The organism is Mesotoga sp. UBA5847 (assembly GCF_002432735.1).
In the GTDB taxonomy this organism is placed as follows: Bacteria; Thermotogota; Thermotogae; order Petrotogales; family Kosmotogaceae; genus Mesotoga.
On sequence record NZ_DJGL01000074.1, the window covers coordinates 51,271 to 69,901 of the forward strand.

Consider the following 18,631-nt stretch of genomic DNA (forward strand, 5'->3'; position numbering starts at 1 on the left):
TCTGCTTTTCTTAATAGGGTAGGAAGCGCTTTCATTGAACCGGGCAAATCATAGCTATGGCGGGGCGCAGATGCGCCCCGCCCGATTAAGATAGTTAGAGCTTCTTGAATAGCAAAGAAGCGTTATGGCCTCCAAAGCCAAATGAGTTTTTTAGGGCGTAGTTGATTTTCCTATCAACTCCTGAATTTGGTGTGTAGTTCAGATTGCATTCAGGATCGGGGATAGAGTAATTAATCGTTGGTGGAACGAAAGAGTTCTGAATTGCAAGAAGAGTTGCTACAGATTCAATTGCTCCTGCGGCTCCCAGGGCATGTCCGACCATTGACTTCGTGGAACTTATGTTGAGCCCATTACTACTCCCAAATAGACGCTTTATGGCTCGTGTCTCCATCAAGTCGTTTAAGGGTGTAGAAGTGCCGTGAGCGTTAATATAGTCAACTTCTGATGGGTCAACTTCGGCTTCTTCAAGAGCCATTTTCATAGCTCTGTAAGCTCCATCGCCAGATTCCTCGGGTGAAGTGATATGAAACGCATCATCGGTTGAACCGTATCCGGCGATTTCCCCGTAGATCTTTGCTCCACGCTTCAAAGCATGCCCGTATTCCTCGATGATCAGTGTTGCGGATCCTTCGGCCATAACAAATCCATCGCGTTCGCGATCAAACGGTCTTGAAGCATTTTCAGGATTTCCACGTGATAGGGCTGTCATATTCGAGAAGCCGGCAAGAGCAAGGGGCGTGATCGTGGCTTCAGAACCGCCGGTCATCGCGATATCGATTATCCCATTTCTTATAAGCCTCGTTGCTTCACCAATCGCATTTGTGCCAGAGGCGCAAGCTGTGGACACAGTGAAGTTTGTACCCTTGAACATGAAACGTATGGCGAGAAGTCCTGGTGCCATATTCGCGATAGTCATGGGAATCAGGAAAGGGCTGATTCTCGAGGGGCCTTTTTCCATCAAGACGGAGTGCTGATCCTCAATGACATCCATTCCGCCTAGACCTACACCATAGACCACCCCAGCCCTTTCAGGATTAGAAATCTTTCCGTCCAGACCGGAATCATCGTACGCCTGGCAAGCACTTGCAACAGCCATCTGAACAAATCTTGCGTTTCTTTTTGCTTCTTTTTTGCCCATAAATGCAACAGGATCGAAGTCTTTTACCTGACCAGCAACCTTTGATCCAAACTGAGTGACATCAAAAGTGTCAATCCAGTCAATACCAGATCTACCAGATTCTAGCGACTCCCAAAACTCCGATAGGTTCTTTCCTATTGAACAAATTATACCCATTCCAGTTATTACGACTCTTCTCATCCTATCTTTCTTCCAGTTTGATTATGAATTTCACAACGTCATCGATGGTCTTGAAGCTTGCAGTCTGACTGTCGCTGATCTGGATATCAAATTTGTCTTCAAGTTCCATTACAAGATCTACCAAGTCAAGGGAGTCAGCTCCAAGATCTTCTATGAATCTTGAACTTCCGACGATTTCTCCAGCTTCAATACTCAGATTCTCTGCTACGATCGAAATCACTCTTTCCTGTACAGTAGACGTCTTTTCCATTGAACTCACCTCTCATTTAAAAGTATTTTAGTTAGCGATTTCCTGGAATTCTCTTATTACTTCAAGGCTTTCGCAATCTGTTGTGCTAATCGAAACGTTTCTATCAATCTTCTTCATAAATCCGCTAAGAACCTTTCCGGGTCCTACTTCAATGAATCTGTCCGAGCCAAGTTGTATCATTCTTCTTATTGATTGTTCCCATTTAACTGGCTTATATGCCTGGGAGATTATGAGTTCTTTGATTTCCTCTGGATCTTCGGGGAAGAAGTCTCCAGTGACGTTTGAGATCACGGGGATTCTAGGAGGACTCACCTTGACGTCCTTCAGAAAGTCCCGCAAGACATCGCCTACTGGCTGTAAGAATCGACTGTGAAAAGGTGCGCTGACGGAAAGCTCAACGCACTTTCTAGCACCTGCTTCCAGTGCCATTGAAGTTACCAAACGCACTTTTTCTGTAGTTCCCGAAACCACAACCTGGCCTGGACAGTTGTAATTGGCAACGATAACTTCTTCTTCAGAAGAGATTTCCAGACAGATTTTCTCTACGACCTCATTGGGTAAACCTATGATTGCCGCCATTATTCCTTCACCGGGTGGAATTGCTTCTTGCATCGCTATTCCCCTCAACCTGACAAGTCGAAGAGCATCAGCGTACTCAAGTGATCCCGCAACAGTAAGCGCGCTGAATTCTCCAAGAGATAGACCTGCTACAATATCAGGTTTAGCACCCCTTTCCGAGAGGAAATCCGAAAGAGCGATGCTGACAGAGAGAATAGCCGGCTGAGCATTCTGTGTAAGAGTCAACTCACTTTCCGGACCTTCAAGCATCAATCTTAACATATCAAATCCAAGCATTCGGCCCGAGAGCCCAATGAATTCTCGTATTATGGCGCTTTCCTCGAACAGCGTCTTTCCCATTCCAACGTACTGACTCCCCTGACCAGGAAATATCCATGCTACCATCTCTTGATCCCTCCCAAAACTTCGATGACCTCTTCGGCTTCCCCGATGATTTCTTCCAACAACTCACTTACGCTTTTGATGTCTCTGATCAATCCACTAGATTGACCGGCCATGAGCGAGCCAAAATTGAGATCACCTTCTCTTGCGGCTCTTTTAAGGCCGCCAATCGCCACTCTTTCAATTGCCTCGACTCCGTTACCTTGTCTTTCAAGTTCTTCAATCTTCCTAGTCAATTTATTTCGGAAGGCTCTGACAGGATGTCCGGTTGAGATCCCTGTAACGACTGTATCAAGCTCATTTGATGAAAGAACTCTTTCTTTGTAATTATGGTGTGCCGAACACTCCGTCGTGCAAATGAACCTTGTTCCCATCTGGATTCCGCTTGCCCCTAGAGCAAGAGCTGCTACGAGCCCTCTTCCATCTGCGATTCCACCGGCAGCAATAACGGGGATCTTTACTACGGATGCAACGGCAGCCACCAGAACCATTGTTGTCACCTTTCCGATATGGCCACCGGCTTCCATTCCTTCGGCAATTACTGCGTCAGCACCTTGTTTTTCGAGCCTTCGTGCAAGTGCCGTTGAAGCAACAACCGGGATTACTTTTGTCCCAGAAGACTTGAGCCTTTCAATAATGCGTGATGGGCTTCCTGCACCTGTGGTCACCACCGGTACCTTCTCTCGGCAGACAACTTCTATTTGATCTTCGATGTTCTGAGAGAGAAGCATAATATTTACGCCAAAAGGTTTTGATGTGATCTCTTTTGTTCTTCGGATTTCAGTCTGTAACTCTTCCGCCGAAAGGCTACCGCCAGCAATAATCCCTAACCCGCCAGCATTTGAAACAGCCCCTGCCAAGCCGTTGTCTGAAATCCAGGCCATCCCTCCCTGTAATATTGGATACTTTATTCCTAATAGTTCAGTTAGTGTTCTTCCCTGTCTCGTCAATGTCGTTCCTCCTGGCACGGAAATGCTGATAAAGAGTCAGCAACACTATACCAGGGCCCAAGGAGACCAATAAAGTATGGATTTCGGACGCTTTGCGGTCTTATTGACCGGAAACGCTACAGGAGGAGAGCTTTGAAAGACAAGGAGTATGTTCAAGAGAGAATTCCTCACAGAGACCCTTTTCTGTTAGTGGATGGTGTAACATCTATTGGAGAAACGGAGGCTAAAGCTTACAGAGATATCCTTGAAGATGATCCCGTTTTCAGAGGTCACTTTCCCGGGTGCCCAATCTACCCGGGAGTACTAATAATTGAGGGTCTAGCACAAACGGCGGGAATTCTTCTTCTAAAGCCTGGGACAACCCCTTTGTTCGTAGGAATAGAAAGGGCTCGGTTCAAGACCATAGTTAAACCTCCATGCAGACTCGAATACTCAATCAGACTGATTGGAAGAAAGATGAATCTTGCCAAAATAGATGCTACAGCTTTTGTAGACGGCAAACTTTCTGTCAAGGCAGTTCTACTTGTCACTTCGCTAGATCAATGATTTTGGAAAGAAAAAACCCCTGTGCTATAATTTAGGCGTTGATCCTGCACAGGGGACTAAAGGGGGTAAGCCGTCACCTTCGAAGGGTGACGGCATTTCCGTTTTAGAACTGGAAAGAAGCAACGAATCTTACGCCGCTTCTATAGACGAAGAAAGCCACGTAATCTCCCTCTCTTATGCTATCAACAGCTTCTTCAAAAGCACTTACATTATCAATAGCCACCTGATTTCCATTTATGCTTAAACGGGTTATTATGTCGTCTTTGCCTATGCCCAGCCTGTATACTATTCCTTCTGTGCTTACACTCCTAACGATTATCCCTCTGAACTCTTGAGAAAGGCCGAGACGCTCTCTGTCTTCAGGAGTTATCTCGGAAACTGAGAGGCCTAAAGAGCTCTCGAAAGCTTTTGGCTCTTCACTCTCTTCCTGCGAAGAAGTACTTTCTTGAGAAAGAGTCCCAAGGACTGCAGTTACAACAATTCTCTCTCCGAACCTGTCGATCGTGATTCTAACTTGAGAACCAGCAGGGTAGTTGAGTACAGCTGCTCTAAGCTCAGAGGAGTTTGAGATCTCAAGGTTTTCGAATCCGATTATTACGTCTTGTGGCCTAATTCCCGCCTTGTCAGCAGCTGAGTCAGGTACGACATCGGTTATTAAGGCACCTTTATCAACTTTGAGACCCAACGATCGAGAGATTGCCTCAGTGACGGAGTCCATGTATACTCCCAGATAAGCCCTCTGAACCGATCCCGTTTCGATTATCGAATCAACGAATCTCATAGCAACGTTGATCGGTATTGCGAAGCCAAGAGAAGTCCCAACGTCGGGAGATATAATGGCTGTGTTGATTCCGATAACCTGACCGTAAATGTTGAGGAGTGGACCTCCACTATTACCGGGGTTGATTGCTGCATCAGTCTGGATAAGATTCGAATAGACTCCGTTACCGTCGGGTTTCGGTAGCTGCCTGCCGACAGCGCTGATCACGCCGAGGGTAACTGTGTGTTTTAGACCAAAAGGATTGCCTATCGCAATTGCCCATTCGCCTATCCTAAGAGAGTCGGAGTCACCGACTTCAACAATGGGAAGATCGGCACCGTCAGGTTCGATCTTTATCACGGCAATGTCCAGTTCGGCGTCTCCTCCAATATACTTTGCCGGATAGACGTTGCCGTCGAGAAGAGATACCGATATCTTGTCTGCTCCAGCGACAACATGTTCGTTAGTGAAAATATAGCCATCTTTACTGAAGATGAATCCGGACCCAACGCCGGTCACCTTCTGATCGGGAATTTCACCAAAAAAACGCCTGAAGAATTCCTCGAAACCGTAAGGATCTCTGATGGAATATTTCCTTGTCGCCTCAACGTCTACTTTGACAACTGCTGGTCCTGCTGCTTCAACTACGTTAATAACTGGGCTCTCGTAGCCTTCATTAACCAGGGCCAGAGAAGCCACTGATAACATAACTACAACAAGTACTACAAAAACCTTCTTCATAACTCTGACCTCCTTCTTCGAGTTGGCTACTCCGGTATCAATTTGACTGAAGATTTTTGTTCATTGTTCAAGGAATTGGTTGGTGATATACTGTTATAGTTCATTTTCGAGAGGTGACTTGAAATGCAGTGGTTGTTCGTTCTAGTTGTTTTTGTTCTGGCTTACATTCTCATAATATCTGGTAAATTCAATAGATCTACCGTTGCGTTTGCAGCAGGTATAATCATACTTCTTTCTAAAGTAATACCTAACTTCGATATGAAGGAAATTGGTTTTCTTGTAGACTTCAATACGATAGGCATTCTTATCGGAATGATGATAGTGGTCGGCACTCTTAGGACAACCGGGTTCTTCGAGTTTGTGGCTGTTCATGTTGTGAGGATTTCGAAGGGAAATGTTAGAGCATTATTAGTCTTCTTTATGGTTACAATTGCGCTTTTCTCTGCCTTTCTAGACAACGTCACTACTATACTTCTCTTTGCTCCGGTAATATTTCTTGTTGCGGATTCTCTGGAAGTCTCCCCCAGAAACTTCCTGCTTGCGGGTGTCCTCGCCGCAAACGTTGGAGGAACGGCAACGCTGATTGGAGATCCGCCCAATATCCTTGTCGGTTCAGCGAGTGGATTCGGATTTATGGATTTCATAAGGATAGATGGCCCTATTACTCTCATCGCACTGCTAATAACTGTCGTCTTTCTTGACAGAAGGGTTTTCAAGAGTTATAGATTGATGGGAGACAGACTTCAGCGGCTTGCAAGTATGGATCCCAACAAGGCCATAGTCTCAAAATCCTCACTGTACAAATCGCTGACCGTGTTTTTTGGAATAATAGCAGGATTCCTTCTGCACGACTTGATAGGAGTTGAGCCATCTTTGATTGCCCTCGGCGGTGCTGCTGCTGCGATGATCCTTAGCGGTAAGAGTTTTTCCAGTCTGTCTGAGGATATCGAATGGGACACGATCTTTTTCTTCATGGGGTTGTTTGTGCTTGCGTCGGCACTCCAACAAGTAGGTATTACGTCATCTATTTCTGATCTACTTGGTTCTCTTTCGGGCAACAGGATCATTCTCTTTCTAACACTTTACTGGTTATCTGCACTCATGAGCGGTTTTATCGGTGCGGTGCCGGCTGTAACATTTATGATTCCCGTTATTGAGGGGATGACTGCAAAATACGGAGTTCCCATGGATGTTTGGTGGGTGATATCGATCTCAGCGTGTTTTGGGGGGAGTTTCTCAATTGCGGGCGCCGCAGCCAATATGGTTGGTGTCGGACTGATAGAAAAGCATTCAAGGGAAAAGCTGAGTTATTCGGATTTCTTGAAGTTTTCAATGCCGTTGACGATCATGACCCTTGCTGCCGGTACTGCGTATATCCTTGTGAGGTTTTCCTTCTAGGGTTCGTCTTTCAGTTAAAACCTCTTTTTGTGCTTTTCTAGAACCTGAGGACTTTTCTACAAAGATTGAGTCGCCATTTTCTGAAGTCATCTCAGTGTAATACATAGCCGTGGAGAGTGTCGAAGGTGAAGGAGTGAAAATCTGGACTTGCTCAGGATTATAGCGCATTTTTTCTCGGATAAATCTCTTTAGTTCTTCCATGTCCCGAATCGTGCACCCTGGGTGGGCCGCGATGAAGTAACCAACAACGAAGTTTCTTCTGTCTGAAAGCCGATCAACTTCTTCAAGAAAGCTAGTCAGCATCTTATTCGAGGGTTTGCACATGTGTTCAAGGACATGATCGACTGTGTGCTCTGGAGCTATCTTCAGCTGCCCCGAGACGTGGTTTTTCATTAGTTCCTTCAGAAATTCCTTCCCGTATCTTTTATCACCTAGAATGAGATCATATCTGATGCCCGAGGAGACGAATACATGTTTTACTCCTGGAATTTCTCTCGCTCTTTTTAGAAGAGACAAATATCTTGAATGATCAGGTTCCAAAGAGCCGCACACTTCCGGGAAGAGGCATCTCTTGGTTCGGCAGGCTCCAGCCTTCAGCTTAACCAAACACTCGTAGCCGTACATGTTCGCTGTTGGTCCACCTATGTCAGTTACGGTTCCTTTGAAATTACCATCTCTTGTGAGAGAAATGACTTCGTCAAGAATAGATGTCTCACTTCTTGAGACTACTGTTCTACCCTGATGAAGGGCAATTGCGCAGAAATTGCACTGACCATAGCAACCTCTATGGCTCGTCACTGAATAGCGTACCGTATCAACAGCTTTAACTCTACCTTTGGAGAGAGATACAGGATGCACGGTACGAGTGAAAGGAAGAGAGTAAAATGAGTCCAGCTCCTCTTGAATAACAACTGGCGGTTTGTTCTGAACAACATATCTGTTATCCTGGAGCTGGTAAAGTCGATTCCCTCTTGCGGCATCGGTCTCTTCGTGGATCATTCTGGTGAGCTTGAAGTAATCCTTCTTGTTGCGGACTACAGACTCATGTGATGGGAGTTCCACTCCATCCGGTTTTTCGCTTGACCAGAAAGCTGTACCCTCTACATTGTGAGACACTCTTCCCTGATTAGCAATCTCTCTGGCAATTTCTACAATCGGTTTTTCTCCCATTCCATAAACAAGCAAATCGGCTTTGGAATCAAGGAGAATCGACTTCTTTATTCTGTCGCTCCACCAATCAAAATGAGAGAATCTTCTCAGACTAGCTTCTATGCCTCCAATAACTACAATTGTGTCTTTAAATGCCTGCCTAATTAGGTTAGCATAGACCGTCACTGCCCTATCGGGTCTCTTTCCCCCGATCCCTCCTGGTGTGTAATCATCGCTCTTTCTCTTCTTCCCGGTTGAAGTATAGTTTGCAACCATCGAATCGACATTCCCAGAGGTCACACCAAAGAAGAGTCTTGGTCTTCCCAGCGCTCTGATCTCTGTGGTTGTTCTCCAGTCGGGTTGTGAGATAACACCAATTCTCCACCCATCAGACTCAAGGACCCTGGCTATCATTGCAGTTCCAAAGGAAGGATGATCAACAAAAGCATCCCCCGTTACAAGGATCACATCGAGAACGTTCCAGTTTCTTTCTACCATCTCTTCGGTCGTCATTGGTATATTCATAAGGCACTCCAAAAAGAAAAACGGGAAGCGAAACCGTAAGCCGGATTCTGTTACTGTGACCATCTATCTGGGAGCCATGTTACCATAGCCCTCTTGCATCCTACCCGAAAGGGATTTGGTGGGCATCCTCAGACCCTTTCTGCTTGGACTTGCTCCAGACGGGGGTTACCAGGCCTGCCGGTCGCCCGACAGCCGGTGAGCTCTTACCTTCACCTTTCCATCCTTGCCCTAAGGCGGTCTTCTTTTCTATGGCCCTTTCCGGAGATCACTCTCCCTGGGTATTACCCAGCGCCCCTGCCCATGGAGTCCGGACTTTCCTCGGAATTTCCGCGGTCACACGTTTCGCTTCCCGATTAGATTGCCAAGGCCTTAATGCCCTGATATCTACCTTCAATTATCATCTTTCTCTCGATCATATTCAAGAGCTTGATCTTCGACATTCCCCAGTTACCGAAGAGAGTACCTTCGATCGGCGGATCGGAGACGAGTCTGTGGATTATTACGTTTTCGTTCAAATGCTCAAGAAAGAGAATGACTCTCTCCACAAATTGCTCTGCAGTACCTAGGTCCACTTTTCCCTTCTTATACATTCTCGCTAGCTCAGTGCCTTCAACAATGTACAGAGAGTGAATTTTAACTCCTTCGATACCAAGTACTGAGATCAACCTTGCCGCTTCGCAGACATCCTCTTCGGTATCCCAAGGCAGATTGGCTATCACGTGAGTGACTACCTCAATACCTCTCTTTCTCGCTCTCAATGAAGAATCAACAAATTGTGCAAGCGTATGTCCTCTATTAATAGCTTTCAGAGTGTTAGGATTAATGCTCTGAAGGCCGAGTTCAAGAATAACGTCAACTTCTTCGGAGAACTCCTCCAAAAGATCCAGTACTTCTTCCGACACAAGATCCGGTCTTGTCGAAATGTCCAGTATTACTACATCTTCAATGATAGCCTCTCTGTAAACTGTTCTCAGTCTTTCAATTGGTGCGTACGTATTCGAGTTGGCCTGAAAGTATGCCATGAACTTTCCAATTCCCTTTTTTCTAAGAAGAGATATTCTTTGAAAGAGCTGTTCCCTCAAAGAAAGACTGGAGTCAACAGAGAACCCGCTTCCCGAAGGATCGCAGTATATGCAGCCTCCAATTCCATTGACTTTATGAGGACATGAAAAACCGGCATCAAGTGGGACTCTATGAACATACTCGCCGTACTTAAGCCTCAGGTGAGTCTTCAGATCTTTGTAGGGCTTATGATTCAACGGATCTCACCAGACTCTTTTCGAACTCTCTGAAGGCATCAACTGCAGAGTTTACCTCCTCTTTGGAACTACCTATGAACAAATACAGCCACTTTCCCGAGAACCACGTCTTCACAAATCCTCCATCGATCTTCCCCGAAAATTCTCCATAGATCCACGGTATCGCACTTACGAGCGCTCTGAATTCATTTGAAATTTCTCTAATCAGCGAATACCAGAGACTCGTGGTCCCTGAAGCGGTCTCGAATTTCACTATATATATGCTGAGCTCCTTCGTTCCTTTTGCGAATTCTTTATGAAGAAGAAGAGAGTCTTCATTAAGAGTAAAGCCTAATAGTCTGCCTCCCACACTTGTAGTCGTTGAAATGTCCATGTAGCCACTCATAGTGAATCCTGCGAACCTACCAGGCACCAGGTCAACTCTGGAGCTTCCACAGGAAGAAACCAGAATTACCAGAAACAATAGCGCTACGATGAAACGGGATTGTTTGCCTCTCATTTCTTCACCTCCCGGTCGATTAATTCTCTGAAGCGTCTGGCTTTCAAGAAGGGCTTAGGCCAGTTCTCCTGTCCCAGCCTCTCTAAATGATCCGAAAAGAGAGTGCCGTCTCTCGGGTCCTTAAGCTCCCTATCAATTTCAAGCAAGGGGACCAGAACGAACTTCCTATTAATTATATCGCTATGAGGAACTGTAAGCTCTACTGTCTGGAGAACCGTTTTTCCGTGAAGCAAGATATCGATATCAATCTCCCTCGGACTCCATCTGAATCTTTGAACTCTGCCAATAGCATTTTCAATGAACTTAATATCTCTTATGAGTAACCTGACATCTCCTGAGTAACGGAACTTGCCGACACAGTTCAGGAAATCATCCTGCTCTGTGTTTCCGTACGGTTGTGTAGTGTATACTGACGAGACCTCTAAAAGAGGCAATCCCAATTCGATGAGCTTTGTGAAAGCTTCCGCGATGTAATTCAGTCTGTTGTCGATATTGCTACCAAATGCGAGAAATAGATCACTCTCCACTCAACTTCCTCCGTAATGACCACGCCGCTTCTTTTAGTCGCTGCACAGTGTCCAACGAGAATCCCTGCTTCCACCAGTGCGGAATGATCGAGTTGTCAAGAAGTAGTGGGTCAATATCTTCAGCAAATGAACCTCTTTCAATTAGTTCTTTCCATTGCAGAGTTCCTGGTATAGGCGTGAATTCGTTAAGACTTGGGGACAGGCCTAACTCTTCACAGATTCTCAGTGAGTCCAGTACATCTTCTTCGCTCTGTCCAGGTAGATTCAGCATGATGTAGGCGCTAATCTCCTTGTAGGCGAATCCGGCCTTTGAGAGGTTATCGACGGCTCTGTAGATATCGTTAAGAAAAACTTTCCCCCCTGTGGAAGTTTGCAAGGCTCGATCTGAAGTCTCCAGTCCGATTTTAATTGTCTTGAAGTTATTAGCGTACATCAAATCTGCGGTTTCCCTGTCTACAAATCGCGCGTGCACTCCATTAGGCAGGTGAAACCTTGTTCTTATGCTACGATGTTCGATTTCTTTCATAAGTGTCTTGAAACCGCCACCAACAAGAATCGCGTCATCAAAAAAGACAATGTCTGAGAGATTCGATGATTTAACCAGGTACTCGATATGCTCTGCAGTCTTTGTCGGATCTCTTCTTAAGAAATGGCGCCATAGATAACTACTTGCGCAGTAAACGCATCTGAAAGGGCACCCTAGACTGGTTATTACAACAGCATAATGCGGAGATTCGTAGGCCGAGTAATCGGGACTAAGCTCATCAAACCAATCAGACTGAACAGATTTGTTTATTCCGAGGAATTGCAGAGCCTTCTCTATAGGCTTCATTCCCGTTCCGGGACAGACCAAATCTGCTCCGGCATTCCTTTTTGCGTGTTCCGGAAGCAGCGTTGCGTAGACCCCGCCAAGCACAATAGGTATTGACGGCAACTCTTGGCGAACAACCCTTATTGTGTCGCTCACTCCATAATGCCAGTACGTCATCATAGAAGTAACGAAGACACCGTCAACGTGGTCTAGTTGTTGCAGTTTGCTCCTGAATACTTCTTCAGGAAAACCGAACCTCTTGAACCTTCTTGGGATGGAAGCTATACAGTCTGGTTTTGGAACAACGGTTTCCACGAACTTCCCGGTTCCGAAGTATTTTTCTCCTGAACCGGAGGAATATGAGAGAAGGTCCGAATCGTATCGATCGAGACAGTCAACTAAGACTGGTTCAACACTAAGGGTTTTCAGAGCAGAAGATATGTACAATAACCCCAAAGGCTTTAGCCAGTAATCGTAGGCCGATACATCTTCAATCCAAGGATTGATCAGTAATATTCTTTTCAAATGACTTCACTCGATTGTAATAGGATCTTATTCCCTTCAAGGTTAGATAAGGGTCGTCCATTTCTATGAACCCATCTTCGGTAATGAAGAGACGTGCTTTTCCACCCGTTCCAACGATTTTCGGCTTGACATCAAACTGCTTCTCGATTTCGCTAATAATCCCCTGCAGAGCGAAATACGTTCCGTTTACTATACCGATTCTAAGGTTGTCCTCAGTATTCGTTCCGAAGTAGTGGTCTTCAAAGAAGAGCTCGACTTCCGGCAGCTTTGCAGTCCTGGAGAAGAGAGCAGACATCGCCGTTTCAGGTCCAGGAAGAATTGCGCCACCTGCAAATGCGCCATCCATAACAATATCTATGGTAATTGCAGTCCCGACATCGACAACGATTACGTTGGCTCCGTAACATTCCTTCGCGCCCATTACGTTTGCCAGTCTATCGGCACCAATTTCCGAAGGGTTGTCTGTTTCCAGATCGACAGAAACAAACCTATCGGCCTTGACAAACATGGCCGGTTCCAACAGGTATTTTCTAGCGAAGTAATCAATTGTTGAGTTTAGTCTTGGAACAACGCTTGCCACACAAAGCCCTTTTATACTCGAAAGTGAAGCTTGTTCGTACCTCAAGAGTCCTTCAAGAATGACGAATAGTTCATCTTCCGTCTCGAGCCTCAAAGAAGGAAGCCTCCATACAGCCTCTATTTTGCTCCCACTGTCGAGACCAAAAACGGTCGTCGTGTTTCCCACGTCAGCAAGTAACAGCATTCTATACCTCCTAGCTAGATAGTAACATCTCATTTGGACTCTTTGTACTAGCATTGGTTCTGGCTAATCCTTGCTGTTTCACATTATCTTAATAATTCTCTCCACTTGATAGGCAGATGATGTGATGATATAATCTTTCTGCCAGCGCAGGCTGGAGACTGAAAGTGGGAGCGACTCGCTAGCTCAGCAGGTAGAGCACCTGACTTTTAATCAGGGGGTCGCGGGTTCGAATCCCGCGCGAGTCACCAGCGAGAGTGGCGAAATTGGCAGACGCGCTGGACTTAGGATCCAGTGGGGAGACCTGTGAGGGTTCAAGTCCCTCCTCTCGCACCAGAGAATGATTTTCTTCATGCGGATGTAGCTCAGTGGTAGAGCACCTGCTTGCCAAGCAGGGGGTCGCGGGTTCGAACCCCGTCTTCCGCTCCAGGAAGACGCCTGAAGGCGTCTTCTTTTTTTTTTTACGATCTTATCTTTCTGTTCCCGGATATCTATTCGGTCATTGAAAGAGCAGAAAGCGCTTTCTCGTAAGAAAAACTGGAAAGCAAACCTGCCTCAATGAGGGTCCTTTGAGCACCTCTGGTTTTCTGAATAGCTATCCGGCTGGGTTACCGTCTTCTTCTCACTCCCATTCGATGGTTGCAGGAGGTTTGTCAGTTATGTCGAAAACGACCCTTCCGACTTCCTTCACCCGAGACGTAATCCTTGAAGAGACTTCTCTAAGAAGGTTATGAGGAAGCGCATGCCAGGAAGCAGTCATGCCTTCATGGCTATCTACGGCTCTAAGTGCAACTACGAAACCATATGATCTCTTGTCACCTTTAACCCCGACGCTTGAAATTGAGAGCAGCACCGCAAAGGACTGCCAGATCCTTTCTATTTCGCCCGATTCCGTAAGCACTTCGAGAAAGATAGAGTCAACTTCCTTTAGTATTCTTGCCCTTTCGGCTGTTACTTCGCCGATTATCCTCACCCCTAGGCCGGGTCCAGGAAAGGGTTGTCTGTTAATCAGGGTTTCATCTATGCCGAGAGATCTACCAAGATTCCTTACTTCATCTTTGAAGAGTTCTCTTATTGGCTCGAGGAGCGTCAGTTTCATATTCTCAGGCAGACCACCAACATTGTGGTGACTCTTGATTTTCTCCGCACTTCTGGAGGATGCGCCGGATTCAATGACATCCGAGTAGATCGTTCCCTGTAGAAGAAAGTCTGCCCTCAGTTTATTTGCTTCTCTTTCGAAGACCTTGACGAATGTCTCTCCTATCGCTCTTCTCTTGTCCTCGGGATCAACAATCCCTTTTAGTGCAAAGAAAAACTCTTGGGACGCATCAACAGTTATAACGTTCATACCGAGACTCTTCAGAGTTCCTGGGACTTCAAGTTCCTCGTTCTTTCTCATCAAGCCATGATTTACGAAGATTCCGATGAAGTCGTCGCCTATTGCTCTGGTTGTCAATGCTGCAGCTACAGTCGAATCAACCCCTCCAGAAAGCCCGCCAACAACCTTTTTCCCTTCAACGGTTCTTCGGATCTCTGCAATCTTCTCATTCGCGAAATCAGAGATCTTCCAGTCCCGAGAAGCTCCGCATATGCCAAGTACAAACCTTTCTATCAACTCCTTTCCATATTGAGTTTGATGAACCTCTGGATGAAATTGAAAGGCCAAGTCTCTACCGTTCGTGAATCCGGCAATCGTTCCATTTCTGCTTCGGGCAATGACTGAACAACTCTCAGGTAGACTTGTTACTTCGTCTCCATGACTCATCCAAACTTCTATCTCACTAGGGATTCCACGAAGATGATTAGTGTCGACAGATATCGCAGTGAGGCCGTACTCGCCACGAATTCCGCGTGAGACAAACCCTCCCATTCGTTTTGCCAGCAGGTGCATTCCGTAGCATATTCCGAGGATAGGCACGGAGAGTTCATGTAGTTGTTCAGGGAAATCAGCAGAGCCTTCTTCATAGACGCTTTGCGGGCCGCCAGAAAGAACAACGCCTCTTATGCTGTTGTCGAATGTGAAGCAGTCCGGAGTTGTTACGGTGCAAAGAACACCGATTTCTCGTATTCGTCGAGCGAGAAGGAGCGTGTATTGAGATCCGTAGTCTAGAACAATAATCCTGTCCATTTTGCCTCCGAAAGAAAAAACCCCCAGGCGGGGTAGTATTAATGCACGCCGTAGAAAGAAGGTTATGGCCTTCTGTAGAAACTCCCGCGCCGATTCGCGGGATTATACGGGTAAATGGATTCTATCACCTCGGAAAACGCTAGGTACTAAGGATTAGTAAATAAAGAATCACCACCGGCCAAGAAGCCCCACACTCCAGGTTCTCTCGAAACTAATAGATTCGATCTTATTAGTGAGGTTAGTACCAATTCCGGATGTAATAAGCATGTCTCCAACCCTAACCTCGATTCCTCCTCCGACAAGAAAATCCATGTTTCCGAGAAGATCCGCGTTCATTGAGACTCCTGCTCGAGCCGAAAAAAGACTGTTGTATGTGTACTGTGTCGAAAGGCCCAAATACTTGATTTCCAATCCCTCTCTTGTTCCCAATTCAAGTCCTATCATGAAAGGGTCAGGAACAAATCGTATTCCTGCCAGAAGATCGATCGAATTTGCGGATGAACCGCTATTCCAAATAGAACTACTGAAGGCTACTACGTAGTCCAGGATCTCGTAAGCCTTTCCAGTAATACCACCCTTGATTGCGACACCGTAGTTTGTTGTTGTTGCGGTGGACATGTTTATTTGTAGATCTACGCCATAGGCAGTTAGGGGCCCAAGTTCGCCAGATATCATGTAGCTGAGCGACCTAATACTTGACGTTTTGCCAATATCCATATAGTACTGAAGCATTCCAGCCATTCCGTCATCGGAGTCCTCAAATAACTGAACATATAGCCCACGCTCATTCGATGAAGGGGAAGCGGTTGTGGTGAGTTCAACAAAGCTCGATGAAAATGCTGAATTGAGTACTCCATAGAGATCTGATGGACTTCCAAATCCCGAACTATACCCTTTTGCCAGTATGCCATTTCCTCCTGTTTGAAGCGAGAATGGATTCAATGCCGCAGTAACCACACCAAGAGATACGACCACTAAAATCAAGAGCTTCTTCATCTTATCACCCCATACGTTCTTCAGAAGTCTTTGGATTAACTGCTTGAATAAGGCCGGTTTCTAGGCAGTAGTTTTTGAATTCAGCCAGTCTATCTTCAAGTATAGCCTCTCGGATCTTCTTCACGAACTGCATAAGAAAGCTGATGTTATGGTAACTCAACAGAGTCTTTCCAAGTATCTCATCCCTCGTAAAAAGGTGATGAATGTACGCCTTACTGTATGTTGAACAGACTTTGCATTGACAAAATGGATCAACAGGAGATCTGTCCAACTTGTTTCTCGCCGATTTCAGGTTAACTCTTCCCCGAGATGTGAGAGCTGCCCCGTGCCTTCCTAGCCTTGTGGGGAGAACACTGTCGAACATGTCAACGCCGTTTTCGACAGCAACCATTATCAGTTCGGGTGTCCCGACTCCCATTAGATATCTAGGCCGATCCTCCGGTAGTAACTCGACAGAGCTTGAAAGCACCCTCTCGGTAGTCTCAAAATCCTCTCCGACGCTCAACCCGCCTAGTGCAAACCCGTCAAAATCCATGGCGGTTATTTGAGAAGCGCTTTCTTCTCTTAAGTCGTTGAAGAACCCTCCCTGAACCACACCGAAAAAGGACTGCTTACTGTTCCTTCTATGTGCGATCAAAAACCTCTTTGCCCAAGCCGTTGTTCTATTCACGGAATTCCTTATGTATTCCTTTGTTGCACTTGGTTCAGTACACTCATCAAAGGCCATTGCAATGTCCGATCCAACAGCTTCTTGTATCTCCATCGAAAGCTCTGGAGTAACGAAAAGACTCCTCCCATCAAGTGGTGAACGAAACTTAACTCCTTCATCGCTCACCATTTTGTCTTTTAGCGAGAAAACCTGGAACCCCCCGCTATCCGTTAGGATTGAATGACCCCAAGACATGAACTTGTGAAGTCCACCGAAATCTCGTAGAATATCGAGCCCCGGGCGCAAGAACAAATGAAAAGCGTTGCCAAGTATTATTCTTGCTTCGAGTTCTTGGAGCTGGTCTTGCCATATTCCCTTAACTGTTCCATTGGTCCCAACCGGCATAAACACTGGCGTATCAAACTCTCCGTGAGGAGTACTAATAATGCCGGTTCTTGCCTTTGATTCGGTGCTAGATGCTCTGATGCTCAGCTCAACCATTTCGCTTCCCGATTATCTCGATGATTTTCTCGTAGGAAGCGTTTATCTGTTTTTCCAACTGCTTCATTTCTTCATTTATCCACGAGCCATAATCAGGGTCTTTAAGAGATTTCATGTTTATCATTACGTTGGCTTTAGCTATTTTGTAAACCGCATGAAGAAGGTGAGCGGCACTCTCTGCGTCCGAAAGCACATTTGAGTTCCCCCACTTGGCAAGTCGTTCGACGTTGAAAATGATATTCTTGCAGCGTCTGGCGAGATCAAAAGGCACTTCTATTGCTGTTTTCAAAGCCTGCTGAACCTTCATTTCCCTGCTATTCTTTTCATCATCTGTGGCCTTTGACATCTTATAGGCTGACATCACCTGGTCGAACGCCTGGATATCGCGGTTCATCAGATCACATAGGTAGTTGCTTTCTGACTCAAAGACTTCTAAAGCGGACTCCATATGACCTTCGACATCTTCGTATCCCTTCTTGCCAATAGTCAAGTTCGCAACCATAGACCCTAATGACGCTGCGAGAGCAGCTACGACCGCACCTACTGCTCCGCCTCCTGGAGTTGCAGATTTCTCAGCAACTTTCTTCAAGAAGTCTTTAACTGGTAGTGTGCAGAAATCCATTTTAATAACCCCCCCGATTATCATTTGATTCTCCAGTCACTATCTTTATACCAGAACTTGTACCTATCCTGTTTGCGCCGGCGACTATCATTTTGAGAGCATCTTCTCTTGACTTGACACCTCCGGAGGCCTTTACTCTGCATTTGTCACCGACCACAAATTTCATAAGCGAAACATCTTCTATGGTTGCTCCACCTGAGGAAAAACCGGTAGAAGTCTTCACGAAAGCGGAACCTGCCTCTCTCGAAATAACGCAGCCAGCGATCTTCTCTTCTACGGTCAACAAACAAGTTTCCAAAATCACCTTAACAGGTTTTCCATGAGCCGATTCTACCACTTTAACTATGTCATCAAAAACGGTTTCGTACTCTCCAGCCTTTAGAAGGCCCACGTTGATCACCATGTCAAACTCGTCTGCCCCATTGTCAGAGGCCCATGAAGCTTCGAAAACTTTTGCTTCACTTGACATCTGTCCCAAAGGAAATCCCACAACAACCGTCTTTTTTACATCACTTTCTGCGAGCAACTTACTTGCCAAAGGAATGTATCCGCTATTCACACAGACACTCCAGAACTCATAACGCATAGCTTCTTCACAAAGCTTTTTTACCATTTCTGGTGTTGCGTCGGCCTTCAGAAGAGTATGGTCGATGAATCTCGAGACATTTAGTTTATCGGGCAGTTCTCTAACAACAGGAGAGTATTCTTCCTTGTATCTCCTTATTTCGTTCCTAACTGATTCTTCAATCATCGCATC

General features: G+C 45.8%; 18 protein-coding genes, 3 tRNA genes, 1 other RNA gene and 1 riboswitch. Of the genes, 5 read left to right on the forward strand and 17 right to left on the reverse strand.

Annotation, left to right across the window (positions count from 1 at the left end; all coding sequences use genetic code 11):
* Positions 1 to 94 precede the first annotated feature (94 nt).
* The 4 genes from fabF to B3K91_RS08580 are packed head-to-tail and all read right to left on the reverse strand — an operon-like array spanning position 95 to position 3,478.
* Positions 95 to 1,318, reverse strand: coding sequence for a beta-ketoacyl-ACP synthase II (gene fabF / locus B3K91_RS08565; protein ID WP_292590358.1), 1,224 nt, complete (start codon positions 1,316 to 1,318; stop codon positions 95 to 97).
* Between the two features lies 1 nt (position 1,319).
* Positions 1,320 to 1,568, reverse strand: coding sequence for an acyl carrier protein (gene acpP / locus B3K91_RS08570; RefSeq protein ID WP_099828787.1), 249 nt, complete (start codon positions 1,566 to 1,568; stop codon positions 1,320 to 1,322).
* Positions 1,569 to 1,595: 27 nt separating this feature from the next.
* Complete coding sequence (fabD, locus tag B3K91_RS08575; RefSeq protein ID WP_214060395.1) at positions 1,596 to 2,531, reverse strand: ACP S-malonyltransferase; 936 nt, start codon at positions 2,529 to 2,531, stop codon at positions 1,596 to 1,598.
* Positions 2,525 to 3,478, reverse strand: coding sequence for a DUF561 domain-containing protein (locus B3K91_RS08580; protein WP_292590359.1), 954 nt, complete (start codon positions 3,476 to 3,478; stop codon positions 2,525 to 2,527). Before B3K91_RS08580 ends, fabD begins: the two co-directional genes overlap by 7 nt.
* A 132-nt stretch (positions 3,479 to 3,610) precedes the next feature.
* Here B3K91_RS08580 and fabZ point away from each other — a divergent pair, with 132 nt between their 5' ends.
* The gene (fabZ, locus tag B3K91_RS08585) at positions 3,611 to 4,024 is read left to right on the forward strand and encodes a 3-hydroxyacyl-ACP dehydratase FabZ (protein ID WP_214060397.1); all 414 of its coding nucleotides are present in this window, start codon (positions 3,611 to 3,613) and stop codon (positions 4,022 to 4,024) included.
* A gap of 103 nt (positions 4,025 to 4,127) precedes the next feature.
* On the opposite strand, the gene B3K91_RS08590 is transcribed toward fabZ, so the two are convergent.
* Positions 4,128 to 5,525, reverse strand: a complete 1,398-nt coding sequence (locus tag B3K91_RS08590; protein WP_214060398.1) for a Do family serine endopeptidase — start codon at positions 5,523 to 5,525, stop codon at positions 4,128 to 4,130.
* A gap of 123 nt (positions 5,526 to 5,648) precedes the next feature.
* Here B3K91_RS08590 and B3K91_RS08595 point away from each other — a divergent pair, with 123 nt between their 5' ends.
* The gene (locus B3K91_RS08595; RefSeq protein ID WP_214060399.1) at positions 5,649 to 6,923 is read left to right on the forward strand and encodes an SLC13 family permease; all 1,275 of its coding nucleotides are present in this window, start codon (positions 5,649 to 5,651) and stop codon (positions 6,921 to 6,923) included.
* Here the strand turns inward: B3K91_RS08595 and B3K91_RS08600 are convergent.
* The 7 genes from B3K91_RS08600 to B3K91_RS08630 form a co-directional block, all read right to left on the reverse strand.
* Complete coding sequence (locus B3K91_RS08600; protein WP_214060400.1) at positions 6,855 to 8,597, reverse strand: YgiQ family radical SAM protein; 1,743 nt, start codon at positions 8,595 to 8,597, stop codon at positions 6,855 to 6,857. The genes B3K91_RS08595 and B3K91_RS08600 overlap by 69 nt on opposite strands.
* Positions 8,598 to 8,617: 20 nt before the next feature.
* Positions 8,618 to 8,946, reverse strand: an RNA gene (gene rnpB / locus B3K91_RS08605) — RNase P RNA component class A.
* Positions 8,947 to 8,950: 4 nt separating this feature from the next.
* Positions 8,951 to 9,856, reverse strand: coding sequence for a TIGR01212 family radical SAM protein (locus B3K91_RS08610; RefSeq protein ID WP_292590360.1), 906 nt, complete (start codon positions 9,854 to 9,856; stop codon positions 8,951 to 8,953).
* Complete coding sequence (locus B3K91_RS08615) at positions 9,846 to 10,355, reverse strand: hypothetical protein (protein ID WP_292590361.1); 510 nt, start codon at positions 10,353 to 10,355, stop codon at positions 9,846 to 9,848. The genes B3K91_RS08610 and B3K91_RS08615 overlap by 11 nt, the downstream gene beginning before the upstream one ends.
* Positions 10,352 to 10,882, reverse strand: a complete 531-nt coding sequence (folK, locus tag B3K91_RS08620; protein WP_214060403.1) for a 2-amino-4-hydroxy-6-hydroxymethyldihydropteridine diphosphokinase — start codon at positions 10,880 to 10,882, stop codon at positions 10,352 to 10,354. Before folK ends, B3K91_RS08615 begins: the two co-directional genes overlap by 4 nt.
* On the reverse strand, positions 10,872 to 12,218 hold the full coding sequence (locus B3K91_RS08625; protein WP_292590362.1) for a B12-binding domain-containing radical SAM protein: 1,347 nt from the start codon (positions 12,216 to 12,218) through the stop codon (positions 10,872 to 10,874). The genes folK and B3K91_RS08625 overlap by 11 nt, the downstream gene beginning before the upstream one ends.
* On the reverse strand, positions 12,184 to 12,981 hold the full coding sequence (locus tag B3K91_RS08630; protein ID WP_214060532.1) for a type III pantothenate kinase: 798 nt from the start codon (positions 12,979 to 12,981) through the stop codon (positions 12,184 to 12,186). The genes B3K91_RS08625 and B3K91_RS08630 overlap by 35 nt, the downstream gene beginning before the upstream one ends.
* A 172-nt stretch (positions 12,982 to 13,153) precedes the next feature.
* Between B3K91_RS08630 and B3K91_RS08635 the strand changes: the two genes are divergently transcribed.
* The 3 genes from B3K91_RS08635 to B3K91_RS08645 all read left to right on the forward strand — a co-directional run bounded on the left by B3K91_RS08635 (position 13,154) and on the right by B3K91_RS08645 (position 13,407).
* Positions 13,154 to 13,229: transfer RNA gene (locus tag B3K91_RS08635), tRNA-Lys, on the forward strand.
* Positions 13,230 to 13,314, forward strand: a tRNA-Leu gene (locus B3K91_RS08640).
* Positions 13,315 to 13,332: 18 nt separating this feature from the next.
* A tRNA-Gly gene (locus tag B3K91_RS08645) sits at positions 13,333 to 13,407 on the forward strand.
* A gap of 193 nt (positions 13,408 to 13,600) precedes the next feature.
* Here the strand turns inward: B3K91_RS08645 and guaA are convergent.
* The 5 genes from guaA to deoC form a co-directional block, all read right to left on the reverse strand.
* On the reverse strand, positions 13,601 to 15,106 hold the full coding sequence (guaA, locus tag B3K91_RS08650; protein ID WP_292590363.1) for a glutamine-hydrolyzing GMP synthase: 1,506 nt from the start codon (positions 15,104 to 15,106) through the stop codon (positions 13,601 to 13,603).
* A gap of 31 nt (positions 15,107 to 15,137) precedes the next feature.
* Positions 15,138 to 15,236, reverse strand: a riboswitch (purine riboswitch).
* 38 nt (positions 15,237 to 15,274) lie between these two features.
* Positions 15,275 to 16,102, reverse strand: coding sequence for a hypothetical protein (locus B3K91_RS08655; protein ID WP_292590364.1), 828 nt, complete (start codon positions 16,100 to 16,102; stop codon positions 15,275 to 15,277).
* Between the two features lie 4 nt (positions 16,103 to 16,106).
* Complete coding sequence (gene tgt, locus B3K91_RS08660) at positions 16,107 to 17,252, reverse strand: tRNA guanosine(34) transglycosylase Tgt (protein ID WP_214079222.1); 1,146 nt, start codon at positions 17,250 to 17,252, stop codon at positions 16,107 to 16,109.
* Positions 17,245 to 17,874 carry a cyclodeaminase/cyclohydrolase family protein gene (locus B3K91_RS08665; protein WP_214061095.1) on the reverse strand — a complete coding sequence of 210 codons (630 nt, stop codon included), beginning with the start codon at positions 17,872 to 17,874 and terminating at the stop codon, positions 17,245 to 17,247. The genes tgt and B3K91_RS08665 overlap by 8 nt, the downstream gene beginning before the upstream one ends.
* A 1-nt stretch (position 17,875) precedes the next feature.
* A complete protein-coding gene (deoC, locus tag B3K91_RS08670) occupies positions 17,876 to 18,625 on the reverse strand; it encodes a deoxyribose-phosphate aldolase (protein WP_214061096.1) in 750 nt (249 codons plus the stop codon).
* Positions 18,626 to 18,631 lie beyond the last annotated feature (6 nt).